This window comes from Methyloversatilis sp. XJ19-49 (assembly GCF_024580145.1).
Lineage (GTDB): Bacteria > Pseudomonadota > Gammaproteobacteria > Burkholderiales > Rhodocyclaceae > Methyloversatilis.
In genome coordinates, this window is the sequence record NZ_JANINI010000010.1 from 138,180 (window position 1) to 156,187 (window position 18,008).

At 65.8% G+C, this 18,008-nt stretch carries 17 protein-coding genes; 11 read left to right on the forward strand and 6 right to left on the reverse strand.

Features of this window, described 5'->3' with window-relative positions; all coding sequences use genetic code 11:
• The first annotated feature begins 1 nt into the window (after nucleotide 1).
• From sucD to NMQ16_RS13300, 7 genes are all read left to right on the forward strand, one after another.
• Entirely contained in the window at nucleotides 2-889 is an 888-nt protein-coding gene (gene sucD / locus NMQ16_RS13270; RefSeq protein WP_257081237.1) for a succinate--CoA ligase subunit alpha, read from the forward strand.
• Between the two features lie 105 nt (nucleotides 890-994).
• Nucleotides 995-3,748, forward strand: coding sequence for a phosphoenolpyruvate carboxylase (locus NMQ16_RS13275; protein WP_257081238.1), 2,754 nt, complete (start codon nucleotides 995-997; stop codon nucleotides 3,746-3,748).
• Nucleotides 3,749-3,818: 70 nt separating this feature from the next.
• Nucleotides 3,819-4,796, forward strand: a complete 978-nt coding sequence (locus tag NMQ16_RS13280; protein ID WP_069037546.1) for a CoA ester lyase — start codon at nucleotides 3,819-3,821, stop codon at nucleotides 4,794-4,796.
• Nucleotides 4,797-4,892: 96 nt separating this feature from the next.
• Entirely contained in the window at nucleotides 4,893-6,566 is a 1,674-nt protein-coding gene (locus tag NMQ16_RS13285; RefSeq protein ID WP_257081239.1) for a formate--tetrahydrofolate ligase, read from the forward strand.
• 157 nt (nucleotides 6,567-6,723) lie between these two features.
• Nucleotides 6,724-6,924 carry an addiction module protein gene (locus tag NMQ16_RS13290; protein WP_257081240.1) on the forward strand — a complete coding sequence of 67 codons (201 nt, stop codon included), beginning with the start codon at nucleotides 6,724-6,726 and terminating at the stop codon, nucleotides 6,922-6,924.
• Nucleotide 6,925: 1 nt separating this feature from the next.
• Nucleotides 6,926-7,222 carry a type II toxin-antitoxin system RelE/ParE family toxin gene (locus tag NMQ16_RS13295; RefSeq protein WP_257081241.1) on the forward strand — a complete coding sequence of 99 codons (297 nt, stop codon included), beginning with the start codon at nucleotides 6,926-6,928 and terminating at the stop codon, nucleotides 7,220-7,222.
• 99 nt (nucleotides 7,223-7,321) lie between these two features.
• Nucleotides 7,322-8,341, forward strand: coding sequence for a hypothetical protein (locus NMQ16_RS13300; RefSeq protein ID WP_257081242.1), 1,020 nt, complete (start codon nucleotides 7,322-7,324; stop codon nucleotides 8,339-8,341).
• A 210-nt stretch (nucleotides 8,342-8,551) separates the two neighbouring features.
• On the opposite strand, the gene NMQ16_RS13305 is transcribed toward NMQ16_RS13300, so the two are convergent.
• Nucleotides 8,552-10,201 (reverse strand): acyl-CoA synthetase, encoded by a 1,650-nt coding sequence (locus NMQ16_RS13305; RefSeq protein WP_257081244.1) that lies wholly within the window; start codon nucleotides 10,199-10,201, stop codon nucleotides 8,552-8,554.
• A gap of 340 nt (nucleotides 10,202-10,541) precedes the next feature.
• Between NMQ16_RS13305 and NMQ16_RS13310 the strand changes: the two genes are divergently transcribed.
• Nucleotides 10,542-10,967: a BLUF domain-containing protein gene (locus NMQ16_RS13310; protein ID WP_257081246.1), complete on the forward strand. Its 426-nt coding sequence runs from the start codon at nucleotides 10,542-10,544 to the stop codon at nucleotides 10,965-10,967.
• A gap of 133 nt (nucleotides 10,968-11,100) precedes the next feature.
• Here the strand turns inward: NMQ16_RS13310 and NMQ16_RS13315 are convergent, their stop codons facing one another.
• Both NMQ16_RS13315 and NMQ16_RS19395 read right to left on the reverse strand, forming a co-directional pair.
• Entirely contained in the window at nucleotides 11,101-11,247 is a 147-nt protein-coding gene (locus NMQ16_RS13315; protein ID WP_373566791.1) for a hypothetical protein, read from the reverse strand.
• 95 nt (nucleotides 11,248-11,342) lie between these two features.
• Nucleotides 11,343-11,606: an IS3 family transposase gene (locus NMQ16_RS19395; protein ID WP_373566792.1), complete on the reverse strand. Its 264-nt coding sequence runs from the start codon at nucleotides 11,604-11,606 to the stop codon at nucleotides 11,343-11,345.
• A gap of 266 nt (nucleotides 11,607-11,872) precedes the next feature.
• Between NMQ16_RS19395 and NMQ16_RS13325 the strand changes: the two genes are divergently transcribed.
• Both NMQ16_RS13325 and NMQ16_RS13330 read left to right on the forward strand, forming a co-directional pair.
• Nucleotides 11,873-13,525, forward strand: a complete 1,653-nt coding sequence (locus NMQ16_RS13325) for a type I secretion system permease/ATPase (RefSeq protein ID WP_257081247.1) — start codon at nucleotides 11,873-11,875, stop codon at nucleotides 13,523-13,525.
• On the forward strand, nucleotides 13,518-14,855 hold the full coding sequence (locus NMQ16_RS13330) for an HlyD family type I secretion periplasmic adaptor subunit (protein ID WP_257081249.1): 1,338 nt from the start codon (nucleotides 13,518-13,520) through the stop codon (nucleotides 14,853-14,855). The genes NMQ16_RS13325 and NMQ16_RS13330 overlap by 8 nt, the downstream gene beginning before the upstream one ends.
• Before the next feature lie 88 nt (nucleotides 14,856-14,943).
• Here NMQ16_RS13330 and NMQ16_RS13335 read toward each other — a convergent pair whose 3' ends face one another.
• Both NMQ16_RS13335 and NMQ16_RS13340 read right to left on the reverse strand, forming a co-directional pair.
• A complete protein-coding gene (locus tag NMQ16_RS13335; protein WP_373566788.1) occupies nucleotides 14,944-15,228 on the reverse strand; it encodes an ATP-binding protein in 285 nt (94 codons plus the stop codon).
• A complete protein-coding gene (locus NMQ16_RS13340) occupies nucleotides 15,225-15,626 on the reverse strand; it encodes a group II truncated hemoglobin (protein WP_257081250.1) in 402 nt (133 codons plus the stop codon). Before NMQ16_RS13340 ends, NMQ16_RS13335 begins: the two co-directional genes overlap by 4 nt.
• A gap of 168 nt (nucleotides 15,627-15,794) precedes the next feature.
• On the opposite strand from NMQ16_RS13340, the gene NMQ16_RS13345 reads away from it, so the two are divergent.
• Entirely contained in the window at nucleotides 15,795-16,583 is a 789-nt protein-coding gene (locus NMQ16_RS13345) for a SapC family protein (RefSeq protein WP_257081251.1), read from the forward strand.
• Here the strand turns inward: NMQ16_RS13345 and NMQ16_RS13350 are convergent.
• Entirely contained in the window at nucleotides 16,577-18,007 is a 1,431-nt protein-coding gene (locus tag NMQ16_RS13350; RefSeq protein ID WP_257081253.1) for an ATP-binding protein, read from the reverse strand. The two genes, NMQ16_RS13345 and NMQ16_RS13350, sit on opposite strands and share 7 nt — an antisense overlap.
• Nucleotide 18,008: the final 1 nt, after the last annotated feature.

Sequence of the window (18,008 nt, forward strand, 5' to 3'; positions counted from 1 at the left end):
CATGAGCATTCTGATCAACGAGAAAACCAAGATCATCGTCCAGGGTTTCACCGGCGACAAAGGCAGCTTCCACGCCAAGGAAATGATCGAGTACGGCACCAATGTGGTCGGCGGCGTCACGCCGGGCAAGGGCGGCTCGACCCATCTGGGCAAGCCGGTGTTCAACACGGTGGCCGAAGCGGTCGAGGCGACCGGTGCCGAAGCGAGCATCACCTTCGTGGCGCCGGCCTTCTGCGCCGACGCCATCATGGAAGCGGCCGATGCCGGCATCCAGCTGGTGTGCTCGATCACCGACGGCATCCCGGCGCAGGACATGATGCGCGTCAAGCGCTACCTGATGCGCTACCCGAAAGAGCGCCGCACCCTGATGGTCGGCCCGAACTGCGCCGGCATCATCAGCCCGGGCAAGGCCATGCTGGGCATCATGCCCGGCCACATCTACAAGCAGGGCACGGTCGGCATCGTGTCGCGCTCGGGCACGCTGGGCTACGAAGCGGCGGCGCAGATGAAGGCGCTGGGCATCGGCGTGTCGACTTCCGTCGGCATCGGCGGCGACCCGATCAACGGCTCGTCCTTCCTCGATCACCTGATGAAGTTCCAGGAAGATCCGGAAACGACGGCGGTCGTCATGATCGGCGAGATCGGCGGCCCGCAGGAAGCGGAAGCGTCGGCCTGGGTGAAGGAAAACATGACCAAGCCGGTGGTCGGCTACGTGGCCGGCCTGACGGCGCCGAAGGGCCGTCGCATGGGCCACGCCGGCGCCATCATTTCGGCCGCCGGTGATTCGGCCGCGGAAAAGTCGGAAATCATGCGCTCCTACGGTCTGTCGGTCGCCCCGAGTGCGGGCGAACTGGGCACCACCGTCGCCGCCATGATGGCGAAGCTCTGATCGAACGACGTCTGATCCCGGCGCCATCCGCTGCGCTGCACTGTCCGTCGGGCCGCTCCGGTCCGGCGGACAGCGCCCAACCTCGACCAGCGAAAGTCCATCGTGGTGAGTGATCCCGTTTCCGTCCCGGCGTCGTCCGATGCACCGGGGCACGATTTTTCCGAGAAGGCGGTCGACCTGCTGTTCGCGCTGCTGCGCGAGGTGGTCCAGCGCCATCATCCCGAATTGCTGAACGTGCTGTCCGGCGGCACCTCAGGCGCCGGGCTGTCGCCGCAGATGCTCGGCCGCGCCATCCAGGCGCAGGGCATCCTGTTCCAGCTGCTGTCGATCGCCGAACAGAATGGCGGCATGCGCAAGCGACGCGAAGTCGAGCGTCTGCAGGGGCGGGAATGTTTGCCCGGCACCTTTGCCCATGTGTTCGCCGCCGCCCGCAACGCCGGCCTGAGTGCCGACGCGGTCCGTGCCGCGTTCGCCGGCCTGAAGGTGCGGCCGGTGCTGACCGCCCACCCGACCGAAGCCAAGCGGGTGACCGTGCTGGAACGGCACCGCCGCATCTACCGCCTGCTGATCGATCTCGAATCGCCGCGCTGGACGCCGCGCGAGCGCACGGCGCTCGAAAGCACGCTGCGCAATGAAATCGAGCTGCTCTGGCTGACCGGCGAACTGCGGCTGGAAAAGCCCAACGTGTCGCAGGAAATCGCCTGGGGCCTGCACTTCTTCAACGAAACCCTGTTCGACGTTGCCCCCGATGTGCTGGCGCGCGCCGACGAGGCGATGGCCGAACACTTCGGTGCCGACGAAGCCGGACTGCCCGGCTTTCTCGAATTCGGTTCGTGGATCGGCGGTGACCGTGACGGCAACCCCTTCGTCACCAACGCCATCACGCGCGGCGCGCTGACCGAATGCCGGCTGGCCGCGCTGCGCCGTCACCGGCAGAGCGTGTTCGATCTGGTGCGCAGCCTGTCGGTGACCGAGGCGGCGCTTGCGCTGCCGGACGACTTCCGCGACGCGCTGACGCTGGCGCTGGAAGAGCGCAGCGACGGCAATGCGATCGCCGCGCGCAATCCGGGCGAGCCGTTCCGCCAGTTCCTGGTGTGCATGCTGGCCCGGCTCGACGACAGCATCGCCGACGCGCTGGGCGAGCCGAACGACGCCGGCGCGCGCCACGGCTACGAATCGGCCGAGCGCCTGATCGCCGATCTGCGCACACTGGAAACCGGCCTGGCGGACTGCGGTCTGGCCGAACTGGCCGGCAGCGAAGTGCGTCCGGTGCGCCGCCAGGTCGAGGTGTTCCGCTTCAGCACCGTGCGGCTCGACCTGCGTGAGAACTCCACCCGCGTCACGCAGACGCTGGAAGCGCTGTGGCGCGCCAGCCGCGGCGAGCCGGCGGACACTCCGGCCCCGGAGCAGACCGGCGCCGAGTGGCGCGACTGGCTGCTGGCCGAACTGGCGCAGCCGCGCAGCGGCCCGCGTGACTTCGACGAACTGCCGGCGGTGGCCAGTGAGACCCTGGGCCTGTTCCGGCTGATCGCCGAACTGCGGCCGCGCCTGGGCCGCGACGCCTTCGGCAGCTTCATATTGAGCATGACGCGCAATGTGTCGGACGTGCTCGGTGTCTATCTGCTGGCGAAGGAGGCCGGGCTGTATGCCGACCCGGGCGGCGTCGAGCGCTGTGCGCTGCCCATCATGCCGCTGTTCGAAACCATCGAAGACCTGCGCCGCGCGCCGGCCATCATGCGCGAGCTGCTGGCCATGCCGCTGATCAAGCGCTCGGTGCGCGCGCTCGGCGGCGTGCAGGAAGTGATGATCGGCTACTCGGATTCGAACAAGGACGGCGGCTTCCTGTCTTCGAACTGGGAACTGTACAAGGCGCAGATGAAGCTGACCTCGGTCGGCGCGGAAGCCGGCGTGAAGATCGCCTTCTTCCACGGCCGCGGCGGTTCGGTCAGCCGCGGCGGCGTGCCGGCGGGGCGCGCGATTGCGGCGCAGCCGGCCGGCTCGATCCAGGGCATCTTCCGCCTGACCGAACAGGGCGAGGTCATCTCTTCCAAATATGCGAACAAGGGCACGGCCGCGTTCAATCTCGAACTGCTGGCCGCCAGCGTGTTCGACCACGCGCTGAAGTCCGGTCGCAGCGACGGCATCACGCTGGTGGCCGAGTTCGACGACGCACTCGAAGCCCTGTCGGGCGCGGCGCACGCCGCCTACGCCAACCTGATCGGCCATCCCGGTCTCGTGAGCTACTTTCAGGAAGCCAGCCCGCTCGACGAAATTTCGCTGCTCAACATCGGTTCGCGGCCGGCGCGTCGTTTCGGCGCGCGTTCGCTGGCCGAGCTGCGGGCGATTCCGTGGGTGTTCGCGTGGGCGCAGAACCGCCACCTGATCACCGGCTGGTACGGAGTCGGCTCCAGTCTGGCCAATTTCACCCGCGTGCGCGGGGCCAGCGGCGAGGCGCTGCTGGCGCGCATGTTCAACGAATCGCCGCTGTTCCGGCTGATCGTCGACGAGGTCGAAAAGACGCTCGCCGTGGTCGATCTCGAACTGGCGCGCGAATACAGCCTGCTGGTGGCCGACGCCGGCGTGCGCGAAGAGGTGTTCGGCATGATCGTGCGCGAGCACGAAATCACCTGCAGCCAGATCCTTCGGCTGTCCGGTTCGCGCACGCTGGCCGAGCGCTTCCCGGACTACCGCCAGAAGCTGGCGCACCGGCTGCCGGTGGTCAATCAGGTCAGCCGGCAGCAGATCGGTCTGCTGCGCGCCTACCGCCAGACCGACGACGCGGCGCGCAAGGAGGAATTCCGCAAGGCGTTGCTGCTGTCGATCAACTGCGTGGCTGCCGGTTTCGGCGCCACCGGCTGACCGACGGACCGCCCTCCATCGTTTTCGAAGCATTCATTCAACATTCGCACCATCACCGGAGGAGACATCCATGAGCTTCACGATCATCGAACAAGCCACACCGCGCCTGCACCGTTCCGAACTCGCCGTCCCGGGTTCCAACCCGGGCATGTTCGAAAAGGCCGCCAAGTCGGCCGCCGACATCATCTTTCTGGACTGCGAAGACGCGGTCGCACCGGATGACAAGGAACAGGCACGCAAGAACATCATCCAGGGCCTGAACGAGATCGACTGGGGCACCAAGACGATGATGGTGCGCATCAACGGTCTCGACACCCACTACATGTACCGCGACGTGGTCGACATCGTCGAAGCCTGCCCGCGCCTGGACATGATCCTGATCCCGAAGGCCGGTGTGGCGGCCGACGTGTACGCGGTCGACATGATGGTCACGCAGATCGAAGCGGCCAAGAAGCGCACCAAGCGCATCGGCTTCGAAGTGCTGATCGAAACCGCGCTCGGCATGGCCAATGTGGAAGCGATCGCCCAGTCGTCGAAGCGCCTCGAAGCGATGAGCTTCGGCGTCGCCGACTACGCTGCCTCGACGCGCGCCCGCACGACCGTGATCGGCGGCGTGAACAAGGACAGCGTCGTGCTGAGCGACAAGGACGAAGCCGGCAACCGCCAGGCCTTCTGGACCGACCCGTGGCACGCCGCGCAGACGCGCATGATGGTGGCCTGCCGCGCCTACGGCCTGCGCCCGATCGACGGCCCGTTTGGTGACTTCAACGATCCGGACGGCTATATTTCCGCGGCGAATCGCGCCGCGGTGCTGGGCTACGAAGGCAAGTGGGCCATCCACCCGTCGCAGATCGAACTGGCGAACACGGTGTACACGCCGTCGGCCGCCGAAGTGACCAAGGCCCGCCGCATCCTCGAAGCGATGGCGCAGGCGGCGAAGGAAGGTCGCGGTGCGGTGTCGCTCGACGGGCGCCTGATCGACATCGCCAGCATCCGCATGGCCGAGGCGCTGATCGCCAAGGCCGACAGCATCGCCGCGGCGACCTGATCGCTGCATATATATAGAGGGGGCGCGCATCGGCACTCGCCGGTCGCGTCCGCATCCGATTCATGACCACATCTCGACTACACGGAAAAAACCGATATGGCATCCGATATTGAAATTGCACAGCAGGCCAAGATGTTGCGCATCAGCGAGGTCGTGTCCAAGCTGGGCATCCCGGAAGATGCGATCGAGCCGTACGGCCACTACAAGGCCAAGGTGTCGCTCGAATATCTGAACACGCTGAAGGACCGCCCGGACGGCAAGCTCATCCTGGTCACCGCGATCAGCCCGACGCCGGCCGGCGAAGGAAAGACGACGACCACGGTCGGTCTGGGCGACGCGCTGAACCGCATCGGCAAGAAAACCATGATCTGCCTGCGCGAACCGTCTCTCGGGCCGGTGTTCGGCGTGAAGGGCGGGGCGGCCGGCGGCGGCTACGCCCAGATCGTGCCGATGGAAGACATCAACCTGCACTTCACCGGTGACTTCCACGCCATTGGTGCCGCGCACAACCTGCTGTCGGCGCTGATCGACAACCACATCAACCACGGCAACGAGCTGCGCATCGATCCGCGCCTCATCCAGTGGAAGCGTGTGGTCGACATGAACGACCGCGCACTGCGCAAGATCACCATCGGCCTGGGCGGCACCGCCAACGGCTTCGTGCGCGAAGACGGCTACGACATCGTGGTCGCCTCCGAAGTGATGGCCATCCTGTGTCTGGCTGGTTCGCTGTCCGACCTGAAGGAACGCCTCGGCCGCATCATCATCGGCTACACGATGGGCGACAAGAAGCCGGTGTATGCGAGCGACCTGAAGGCGCAGGGCGCCATGGCCACGCTGCTGAAGGACGCGATCAAGCCGAACATCGTGCAGACGCTGGAAAACAACCCGGCCATCATCCACGGCGGCCCGTTCGCCAACATCGCGCACGGCTGCAACTCGGTCACTGCGACCAAGGCCGGCCTGAAGATGGCCGACTACGTCGTGACCGAAGCCGGCTTCGGCGCCGACCTGGGTGCCGAGAAGTTCATCGACATCAAGTGCCGCATGGCCGGGCTCAACCCCGCCGCCGTCGTGCTGGTCGCCACCATCCGCGCGCTCAAGTTCCACGGCGGCGTGAAGAAGGAAGAGCTCAACCAGGAAAACCTGGCCGCGCTCGAAAAGGGCATCTGCAACATCGAGCGCCACCTGAAGAACATCAAGGAGCACTACGGCCTGCCGTGCGTCGTGTCGGTCAATCACTTCACCTTCGACACCGACGCAGAAATCGCGCTGCTGAAGAGCCGCATCGAAGCGCTCGGCGGCAGGTTCGTCATCGCCCGCCACTGGGCGAGCGGTGGCGCCGGTGCCGAAGAACTGGCCCGCATGGTCGCCGACATCTGCGACAACGCGCCCGGCCAGCACACCTTCGTGTACGACGCCAACGCCACGCTGCAGGACAAGATCACCACCATCGCCACCAAGATCTACGGCGCCGGTGCAGTGACCTTCGCCGACGCCGCGCGCAAGCAGCTCGAAAGCTGGAACGCCGACTACGGCCACTTCCCGGTGTGCATGGCCAAGACCCAGATGTCGTTCTCGGCCGACGCCAACGCCAAGGGTGCCCCCAGCGGCCACACCCTGAACGTGCGCGAAGTGCGCCTGGCCAACGGCGCCGGCTTCGTCGTCGCCGTCTGCGGTGACATGATGACCATGCCCGGCCTGCCCAAGGTGCCTAGCGCAGAGAAGATCGACATCGACGACAACGGCAAGGTGTCGGGGTTGTTCTGATCGACGTGGCGCTGCCATGAAGAAGGCCGCCCTCGGGCGGCCTTCCTTGTCTACGACGCATCGCGCGCATCGCAGGTACGCTCGATCGCCGCGCCGATCCGTTGCCTGACGCATTCGGGGTATCCTTCAGCCGACGTTTGGCAGAGGAATTCAGCTTATGGACATTCAGAACTTGAGCGCCAGCGAACGCATCCTGCTTGCGCAGAAGCTGTGGGACAGCGTCCATGATTCGGCAAACGACATCCCGGTGACGCCCGCACAGCAGGCGGTGCTCGATCAGCGGCTGGCCGCACTGGCGCTGGACGCGCACCCCGGCGATGACTGGAAGGACGTAAAGCGGCGCATCACGAGCGCCTGACATGAGCTGCAAGGTGTTCGTCCGCCCCGAAGCGGAACGCGATCTTGCGAGCAGCTACGCCTTCTATCAGGAGTGTCGTCGTGGTCTGGGCGATGACTTCCTGAGCAGCGTCGAAGAATCCTTCGAACGCATCTCGAAAAATCCATTTCTCTACCCCGACGTCCATCGGGGCATTCGCCGCGCTCTGCTGCGCCGGTTTCCCTGTGGCGTGTTCTATCTGGTGATCGACGGCAGGATTTCCGTGCTGGCTGTTCTGCACGCTGCCCGGGACCCGGACGAGTGGCAGGCGCGGCGCTGAGGCTCACGGAGCACGGGTCGCCGGCGCTGCGTCCCGTTCACGGAAAGGGTGGCCATTCGCAGTCAATATGCTGCATGCGGCTGCCGCTATAGATTCACCATGCACCGACACCCCGAGCCCAACACCCGCGAATCGCCGCACGACGACCGCATGCCGCTCACTCGGCGCGTGCTGTATGCCTGCTTCGCCCTGCTGGCGCTGTGGGCACTGTTTCGTTTCGATCTCCTGTTGCTCGTCCCGGCAACGCTCGTGATCGGCGTTCATTTCAAGTTGCCGGGGCGCATCACCCAGTTCGGCTACAAGCGGCGCAAAGTGCCTGCCGCTCAGCCCCGCGACACCCGTGACCCCGTGGTGCGGGCCTGTCTGGTGGTGGGGTGTGTCATGTTCCTCGCCGGCCTGGCGGCCTTTTTGCCGTTCTTCCTGACCGCCGCAGGCAACCTGCAGTGGTGGATGCTGTTCAGCTGGCTGGCGCCCCCCGGCTTGCACGCGATCCTGTTGGGCGCTGTTCTGACTGCGCTGGGTTTCGATCTGCTTCAAGGTGGCCTGGGGCGCTCGCAGCCCGAGCCGCTGATCGTTGCCGGCGAGGCGCCGATCATGCCCAAAGGCCCCGGGCTGGCCCGATACATCGCACCCTGGCTGGCCCTGGCCGCGCTGGCTGACCTGTACGGCTGGCCGCCCCTTGCGCAGGCCATCGTGACCTTGATCGGGCTGGGCATCCTGCGGCATCTGGCGACGAGTTGGCCACTGTTTGCAGCCCTGAGTGCACCCGCCGTCGCGTTCTACGGTTGGTCCGCCTCGGGCCACGCCACGCACACCGCCGGACCGACGGACATGCTGGAGTTCCTGATTTTCGTGGTCGCCATGGGCGTGGGGATAAGCCTGGTGCTGTGGACGCTCGGCCGCGCGACCACCGGCCTGCTCGACACCCTGGTGCGCCGAACCCGGGCCCCGGCACCCTGGCTCAGGCAGGCGGTACTGGGTGTGGCGGCCTGCCTCCTGGCTGAAAGCGCCCACACGCACCTGATGGCGCGCGCCGAGCGACGTGAGGCAGCCGGAGTGGCGGCCGGTGAGAAACAGGAGAAACAGCCGACAGACCACGAATATCGAAGTGCCGAATGAAAAGGGTGTCTGTCCCCTGTTTTCATGCTGCGGGCAGCGCACCGTGCTCGCCGAAACCCCGCGTCGCCCATTGATGGCGACTACGAACGTTGAGCCGAGGCAGGTGCGTGATCAGCGCGCCGGTTCGCGATCAGTGGAACGCGCCTGCAAGAACGTCAGATTGTTCGTAAAGCGGTCGTCGTATTCGATCGGGCTGCCGAACCCGTGTGATCACCCGATCGCGCTCGATGACTTCAGGCGGTTGCGCAGCTGGAACTTCTGGATCTTGCCGGTCGAGGTCTTGGGAATTTCCTCGAAGCGGATTTCGCGCGGCACCTTGTAGCCGGCGAGCAGCCCGCGGCAGTGGGTGATCAGTTCTTCGGCGCTCGCCGTGGCGCCGGACCTCAGTTCGACGAAGGCGACCGGGGTTTCGCCCCATTTGTCGTCGGGGCGGGCGACGACGGCGCAGGCGGCGATGGCGGGGTGGCGGTAGAGCGCGTCCTCGACTTCGAGCGAACTGATGTTCTCGCCGCCGGAAATGATGATGTCCTTGCTGCGGTCCTTCAGCTTGACGTAGCGGTCGGGTTCGATGACGCCGAGGTCGCCGGTGTGGAACCAGCCGCCCTCGAAGGCCTTCGCGGTCGATTCCGGGTTCTTCAGATAGCCCTTCATGACGATGTTGCCGCGGAACATGACTTCGCCCATGGTGTGGCCGTTGGCCGGCACTTCGGCCATCGTGCCCGCGTCGAGCACGGTCATGCCTTCCTGCATCGGGTAGCGCGCGCCCTGACGGCCGTTGAGGCGGGTCTGTTCGAACAGGTTTTCCTGCGCCCAGCCCGGGCGTTTGACGGCCACCGCGGCCGGGCCGTAGGTTTCGGTCAGGCCATAGACGTGGGTGATGTCGAAGCCGATGCGTGCCATGCCTTCGATCATCGCCGCCGGGGGCGCAGCGCCCGCCACCATGCCGCGCACCGCGTGGTTGATGCCGGTGCGCAGTGCGTCCGGCGCGTTGTAGATGAGGCTGTGCACGATGGGCGCGGCGCAGTAGTGATCGGCGCCGTGCGCGCGGATGGCGTCGAGGATGGCACCGGCCTCGACCTTGCGCAGGCAGATGTGGGTGCCGCCGAGCATGGCGATCGTCCAAGTGAAGCACCAGCCGTTGCAGTGGAACATCGGCAGTGTCCACAGGTACTTCGGGAAGTGCGGCATGGTCCAGGCGGCCGCGTTGCACAGCGCGTTGAGATAGGCGCCGCGGTGGTGGGTGACCACGCCCTTCGGGTCGCCGGTGGTGCCCGAGGTGTAGCTGACGGCGATGGCGTCCCATTCGTCGGCGGGGCCGTCGAGCCGGGCGAGCGGCGGGTGCGCGGCGAGCAGCGTTTCGTATTCGTGCGCGCCGAGGCGGCTGCCGGCACCGGTGTATTCGCTGTCGTCGACGTCGATCACCAGCGGGCTGCGGCCGAAGCGCTCGCGCAGGATGTCGAGCGCCGGCGCCATGACGGCGGCGAATTCGCGGTCGGTTATGAGCACCTGCGTTTCGCAGTGGTTCATCTGCCAGGCCAGCAGTGTGGCATCAAGGCGTGTGTTGAGCGCGTTGAGCACGGCATTGAGCGCCGGCACCGCGTAGTGCGCCTCGACCATTTCCGGGGTGTTGGGCAGCATGACGCTGACCGTGCTGCCGCGCCCGACGCCGAGGGCGCGCAGTGCCGCCGCCAGCCGGGCGGCACGCTCGCGTGTCTGCGCCCACGTGTAGCGGCGCTCACCGTGCACCACCGACGGCAGGTCGCCGAAGATTTCAGCACTGCGTTCGACGAAACTGACCGGCGACAGGGCGACGAAGTTGGCCGCGTTGCGCGCCAGATGCTGCTCGTAGATGTTGTCCATGCGGGGGCTCCGGGGCGGGTGAGCGGGATGCGTGCGCGGATCACCGCTCGACCGCTCGGGAACGCATCGTCGCACAGGATGCGTCTGGCCTCTGAAGCGTTTGCCGGCGAGTTCCGGAAGCGGCGCTGAATGACAGGGGGGCAGACCGGCAGCCGTTCTGTTCTATCAATGAAGCCACCTCTACGTTCGGCAATGCTTCAGGATCTATCCCCTGTTTGCGCTGCTCGCGTTGGCGGATCGTCATGCCATTGTGACGTCGGCCGCTTTCCGAGCGGCCCGTGGCGGGCTGTGGGCAGACCGTCGTACCATTGCTCGCCCTCATTCACCCGCGAGCGTCGCCATGACCTATCAGATCGTGTATTCCTCCCAGGCCACCCGACCGATGACGGCGGCGGATCTGGAGCAGATCCTGGTCGATGCGCGCGCCGGCAATGAAGCGCGCAACGTCACCGGTGCACTGGTGTTCGTCGATGGCGTGTTTCTGCAGATACTCGAAGGCGAGGAAGGGGTCGTGCGGGCGTTGATGGCGAGCATCGCAAGCGATACGCGGCACGATACGGTCACCGTCTTCCACGAAGCGGAGGTCGAGGCGCCGACCTTCGGCACCTGGCGCATGGCTTACGTCAGTGCGACGCCGCAGGACATGTCGGCCTGGGCCGGGTTGCCGGGTACCGCGACGGTCGACGCGCTGCTGCAGGACATCGGCCGTGACCCGCAGCGCGTGCCGCAGATACTGGCCAGCATCCTGCGCCATCTCGCGGGATGAAGTAGCGCACGGGCGCGGAGCCGCCTTCGACGCGTTGACTCCGGGCGTCGCTGAAGCGTCTCCGGCACCGCCGCACCTCAATGCCGCGGGTCTGTCAGCCGATCTCCATGAAGGCAGGCATGCCGTCGGCCGCTCACCCCGCCATATTCCGCATGTGGTCCGCGAGGTCAGCCAGCGCGCCGTACAACTGGGCGTTGGAGTCATCCGGCGGCAGCACTTCTTCCATCGCCGTGCGCATGCACATGAGCCACTGGTCGCGCTCCGCTTCGCCGATGGCGATTCAGGTGATCTCGCCCACCTGGACCCGGTCAGGCCCGGCCACGACACACTCGCGATCGAGCCGGTTTGGCGCAATCGGGCAGGTTGTGATTGCCGTCACTGCGGGCTTGAAGCGGCGCCTGCCCTTGGCGCGGATGCCGTGCAGCTGCGCACGCGATCCTTGCCCGCCCGCACGCCGCGGGCCAGCAACTCCTTCGTGATGCGCGGCCAGCCATAGCCGCCATGCGTCTGGGCATGAATCGCTTTGATGTGAGCCAGCAGCGTATCGTTGCCCGGACCGGCTTGGTGTCCGAACCCGCGAGCCTGCCTTGAAGATTGACCTTGACCCAGCTGAACAAGGCCTGACCGATCACGCCCGATGTCCTCGCCGCCCCTTTCGGCTTAGTCATTTCCGCTCTCCTAGCCTGCATTGCGAATCACTCAGCAAGTGACACGGTTTTCGTAGGCGAGCTCAGGTTAAACTGGTGTGTGTATGCCGTAGCGTTGTGGCGATCTGAGTTCGTCGCCTCAAAGGATCTTCAGACAAGCCTATCGCCCGACCGAATCGCAGCATGTCCGCAAAGCAGGATGGCCGCCCGAGGCTGAACACGCCCTTTCGCCGCGCCATGGACGGCGTGACGGAGGTATTGAAGCAGATCGCGTTCTTCAGTCTGTTCGTGAATCTGCTGATGCTGACCTCGTCCATCTATATGTTGCAGGTATACGACCGCGTGCTCGCAGCGCGCAGTGTGCCGACACTGGTCTACCTCACACTGTTCGCCGGCGCCTGCCTCGCCACGCTCGCGGCGCTTGAGGTCGTGCGCACGCGCATGTTGGTGCGCATGGCAGCCCGCTTTGACGCGCAGTTGTCCGGTCAGGTGTTCGCGCACACGCTTTCTGCAGGGCGCAACGGACAGGCACTGCGCGACGTCGACGTCCTGCGCGGCTTTCTGTCGAGCGCGCAGATACTCAACTTGCTCGATGCGCCGTGGATTCCCATCTACATCGGGTTGGTGTATCTGCTTCACCCCATGCTGGGACATGTCGCACTGCTCGGCGCCATCGTGCTGTTTGCACTGGGGCTGTGGAACGAGCGCGCAACACGCTTGCCGCTTGCTGAAGCGGCGGATGAGCTGGCTGCCTGCACCCGCTTCGCCGAAATCAGCGCACGCAACGTCGAAGCGGTCAGGGCAATGGGTATGCTGCCGGGGCTGAGCGCGATCTGGCGCAAGCGACATGAACTGGGACTTGGCCTCCAGGGATTGGCCAGCGATCGCGGGGGTGATATTTCAGCGCTTGCCAAGGCCGTGCGTTTTTCTTTGCAGATTGCCATCCTCGGTGTCGGTGCCTGGCTGGTGATCGATGAGCAGACTACGGCCGGTGTGATGATCGCGGCCTCCATCGTGATGGGCCGCGGACTGGCACCGGTCGAGGCCGCCATCGGTGGATGGCGCGGCTTTGTGCAGGCCCGTCAGGCGCATGGCCGTCTGCTCCGGGAGTTTGGCGCGAGCGTCGAGCCCGCCGCGACCATGGCTCTGCCTGCCCCGACCGGTCGACTGTCATTCGAGGGCGTTGCCGGGGCACCGCCGGATTTCCGCAAGCCCACCGTACGCGATCTGACCTTTACGCTTGAGGCCGGCACCTGCCTGGGTATCACGGGCCCCAGCGCAGCGGGGAAAACGAGCCTGGCGAGGCTGGCTGTGGGCGTATGGCGTCCTCTGGTGGGCGTCGTGCGTCTGGATGGAGCAAATATTGCCGACTGGTCGCGTGAACAGGTCGGACCCCATATCGGCTACCTGCCGCAGGACATCGAATTGTTCCCCGGCAGCATTGCCGAGAACATTGCACGCTTCGGCGACGCTGACCCGATGCGGGTCGTCGAGGCAGCGCAACTCGCTGGCGCGCACCAGGTCATCCTTGAACTGCCACAAGGCTACGACACACGCATCGGCCCCGGAGGTGTCAACCTCTCGGGCGGCCAACGTCAGCGCATCGGTCTGGCGCGCGCCTTCTACGGACAGCCGGCGCTGATCGTACTCGACGAACCGACGTCAAATCTGGATACCGAAGGCGAAAATGCCGTTCGTCAGGCCATGGATACGCTGCGCGCAGCGGGCCACACGGTGATCGTGATCGCTCATCGGCCAGCCGTGCTGGGCGGCACCGATCGACTGATGGTTGTGCAACGGGGGCAGATCACCAGCTTCGGCCCGACTGCCGAGATCATGCCGCAGATCACGCGTCGCGTCGTGGCCCGCCGCGCGGCGGGGAGCGGCGGAACGGGAGCCGGTCATGTCTGAATCCGCTGCCCGGCCACCCGGCCTGGTGATCGGGGATGCCGCGGCGAGTGCTCAACTCCGGCGCTGGCGTCTGACCGGTTTACTCATTCTGGCCGCAACCTTCGGGGTGACCGCACTGTGGTCCACGCTGGCTCCGCTATCGAGCGCGGTGATCGCGAGCGGCACGGTCAAGGTGGTCGGCAACCGCAAGATGGTCCAGCATCAGGAAGGCGGGGTCATCAAGGCCATCCTCGTGCGCGACGGTGATCGAGTGGCGGCCGGTGACGTACTGATCCGCCTTGACGAGACGCGTGCCGGCGCTTCACAGGGCGTGTTGCAGACACAGTACGACGCCGCGCTGGCCTTGCAGGCGCGCCTGATCGCGGAGCGCGACGGCCAGGTATCGATTTCCTGGCCGGCCGAATTGCTTGCACGACGCAATGAGCCGCGCGTCTCCGAACTGTTGCAGACGCAGCAGTCACAGTTCGCTGCGCGGCGGGCGTCTTTGCAGGGCCATCTAAGCATTCTTGATCGCCAGATCGCCGCCACGCAGGCGGGAATTGAAGGGCTGGACAGCCAGCGCAAGGCAAAGCAGACCCAGCTTGAGAGTCTGCAGACCGAACTGGCCGGATTGACTGATCTGCTCAGCAAGGGAATGGTGGAGAAGACCAAGTACCGCAACCTGGAGCGCGAAATCGCGCGAGTCGAGGGCGAGCGCGCAGAGCACATGTCGGACATTGCCTCCGCGAGGGCGACGATCAGCGAGCGGGAGTTGCAGAAGTTTCAGGCGCGCAAGACCTTCAACGAAGAAGTCACCGAACAGTTGCGCACGGTTCAGACCGAACTTTTCGACTACACCGAGCGCATGCAGGCAGCCGACTACGTCCTCGCCCAGACAGAACTGCGCGCGCCGGTGGCAGGCACGGTCACGGACCTGAAAACCCATACCGAGGGCGGTGTGGTTGCGCCCGGACAGGTACTGCTGGAGATCGTCCCGACCGATGAACGTCTGATGATCGAAGCGAAAGTGCGTCCGCAGGACGTCGACCGCGTGCGTACCGGACTTGCAGCGGGCGTGAAACTGTCGTCATTCGATCAACGAACACTGCCTGAACTGGACGGTTCGGTGAGCTACCTTTCGGCGGACATCCTCGAAGAGGAACGCACCGGTCAGAGTTACTTTCTTGTGCGTATCGAGGTGCCCGAAGAGGAGCTTTCCCGGCTCGGCGGACAGAAGATCCATCCAGGAATGCTGGCCGACGTGTTCGTGCGCACCGGGGACAGAACCTTTCTCGCCTATCTGCTCGACCCTATCGTATCGAGTTTCAACAAGGCCTGGCGCGAACGCTGATTATGGACGTCCGTCGCGATGGCTCGACGCTGGACTGTTGATTTCCACTTGAATCTGACCGGGGGGCATCCAGCGCTGACCCGCCAGTTTATTCATATAGTATAGCTACACGCGGTGTTGGGTGGATTCGGCACCGTGTGGTTTGTCTCCTTGAGACTCGGGCCGTGCTCGTCTTGAAGCGCCTGGACTCGTCACCGGTCTCAACGATGTGGCAGTGATGCGTGGGCCGGTCAAGCATTGTGGTGGCCATCTTGGCGTGGCCGGACACGCTGTCCCACACGGCGAACTGCTGATTGGTCGTGATCATCACGCCAGTGTGCGCGTAGTGCTTCGAGCGCAGGTGGAAAAGCTGCGCGCCGCCACGGCCGCTCACCCCGCCATGTTCCGCATGTGGTCCGCGAGGTCAGCCAGCGCGCCGTACAACTGGGCGTTGGAGTCGTCCGGCGGCAGCACTTCTTCCATCGCCATGCGCATGCACATGAGCCACTGGTCGCGTTCCGCTTCGCCGATGGTGAACGGTAGGTGACGCGCGCGCAGGCGCGGGTGGCCATAGGCTTCGACGTACAGTTGCGGGCCGCCGAGCCAGCCGGACAGGTACATGTAGAGCTTTTCGGCCGAGCCGGACAGGTCGGCCGGGTGCAGCTTGCGGATGCCGTAGGCCTCGGGCAGCGTGTCCATCAGCTCGTAGAAGCGATCGACCAGCGTGCGCACGGCGGGGGCGCCGCCGATGTGGTCGTAGAAGGTGGTGCTGGCGGAGTGGTTCTGTGTCATGGGGTGGTGAGCGTGTTCGCGTTGCTAGCGGTGTCTGCCGGAGAGCGTGATTTTATATCGCCCCGGCCCGTCGGTCTTTGGGCATCGCGCGGTCGTTTTTCGCGCGGCGAGCAGAGCGGGCGGCATAGAATCTGGCCCGGCGCCCCCCCATCCACCGGAAGGATTTCAATGAAAACGCTGCTTTTCTACGACAGTGTGGTCGTTCTGAACCGCGACACCCACCGCGATCTGCACCTGAAGCCGCAGGACAACCTGCGTTTCGCCGCGAGCACCAACTGCGTGCCGCTGGCGCTGGTCGAATTCGGCGACGTGGCGCGCGAGTATCCGATCGTGTTCGCACGGCTGCCGGGGGGGCTGGTACCGGTGGCGCTGCTCGGTCTGCGCGACGCGGAAAACCTCTATCTGAACGACGAAGGAAAGTGGGACGCACGCTACGTGCCCGCCTTCGTGCGTCGCTACCCCTTCGTCGCGGTGCAGGACAACACGGCACCCGACAAGCTGCTGGTGTGCATGGACGAACAGTTTCCGGGCTTCAACAAGGAAGAGGGCGAGCGACTGTTCGACGAGAATGGCGCGGAAACCCCGTTCCTGAAGAACGCGCTGGCGTTCGTGCAGGGCTACCAGAACGAGGCGCAGCGCACGGCGGAATTCTGCCGCGAGGTCGAACAGCTCGGTCTGCTGAACGAAATGAGCGCGATGGCCGAACTGAAGGACGGCCGCAAGTTCCGCCTCGACGGGCTGTGGGTGATCGACGAAGCGAAGCTGCAATCACTGTCGGCGGCGGCGGCGGTCGATCTGTTCCGCCGCGGCTGGATGGGTCTGGTATACGCGCAGCTGCTGTCACTCGGCCATCTGCGCGTGCTGCTCGACCGTACGGCGCAGCGCACTGGTGATGCGCCGGCAGTGCCGGCCGATGGTGCGGCCGCCGCAGCGGCCGAATCAGGCAGCGTTCACTGACCCTGTCTGTCGCGGCTGGCCGCTGCCGGTGGGGCGAGCGGCAGCCGCAGGCGGGCGACCAGCCCGCCACCCTCGCGCTGCAGCAGTTCGAAACGTCCGCCGTGTGCGCGCAAGGTGCGCTCGACGATCGCAAGACCCAGCCCGGCGCCGCTCTGGCCGGTGCGCGAGTTGTCCAGCCGCGTGAAGGGCCGCTTCAGGCGGTCGATCTGCTCGGGCGGTATGCCCGGGCCGCGGTCGCTCACATCGATGCAGGCCTCCGGCCCGTCGATCACGCATGACAGTTCGACCGGCTTGTCTTCACCGGCATGACGCAGCGCATTGTCGACCAGATTGTTCAGGCAGCGGCGGATGGCGAGCGGCCGGAAGCGCATGGCCGGCACCGGATCGAGCCGGGCGGCGCTGACGGCAAAGCCATGCCGCGTATAGGCCTGCGCGGCTTCCAGCACAAGGCTGGCGAGATCGCCTTCGACCGGCTCCTCGCCGGTGGTCATGCGGGCGAAGTCGAGAAACTGGCCGATGATCTTGTCCATGTCATCGATGTCGGCGCTCATGTCGCGCACCGTGTCCGGGTCGAGTCCGGCCATTTCCATGTCGAGCCGCAGCCGGGTCAGCGGTGTGCGCAGGTCGTGCGAAATACCGGCCAGAATGAGCGCGCGCTCGTCCTCCATGCGCGCCAGATCGTCGGCCATCTGGTTGAAGGCGTGCGCCACCTCGGCGAGTTCTTCGGCGCCCTGCTCGGGCAGCGGGGCGGGACGCTCGCCGCGGCCGATCGCACGGGCTGCGCGCTTCATCGCCGACAACGGCCGGGTCACCCGGCGCACGATCAGGAAGGCGCCGCCGAGCGCGAGCAGCAGCGCTGCGGTGCCCCAGCCGACCACCTCGAGCGCCAGCGGGCGCTCGATGCGGTTGCGCGGCAGCATGAGCCAGTAATCGTCGATGCCTTCGCCGTCGGAAATGCTGAAGCTGACGAACAGCCCGGTCTGGATGCCGCGCGACACGACGATGCGGGTGCGCGGATCGAGCCGCTTGCGTAATTCATCCTCGATGGCAGCCAGCGAACGGTCGCCGGGGATGGGCTCGAAGCCCGGAATGTCGCCGTCGAGGTAGATGCGCAGACCTTCACGCATCGACAGCTCGGTCAGCAGTTCGACGCGTCGCTGCGGGTCGGCGCTGACCAGCGACGCACGGGTGAGGTTGATGACGCTGATGATGATCTGCGCTGCCTGCTGTGCCCGCGGCGCGCGTTCCAGCCAGGCGTAGATGCCCGACCAGGCGAGAACCGAGGCGGTCAGCAGCCCGGCCAGCAGCAGGAAGGTGCGGGCAAGCAGTGTGCGCGGCAGCAGCGGAAAGCTGCGCAGCGGCGCGCGCAGGGCCTGACCGGTCAGACGGGCGAACCTGCCGCGGCGACGTGCGCGCTTTACCACG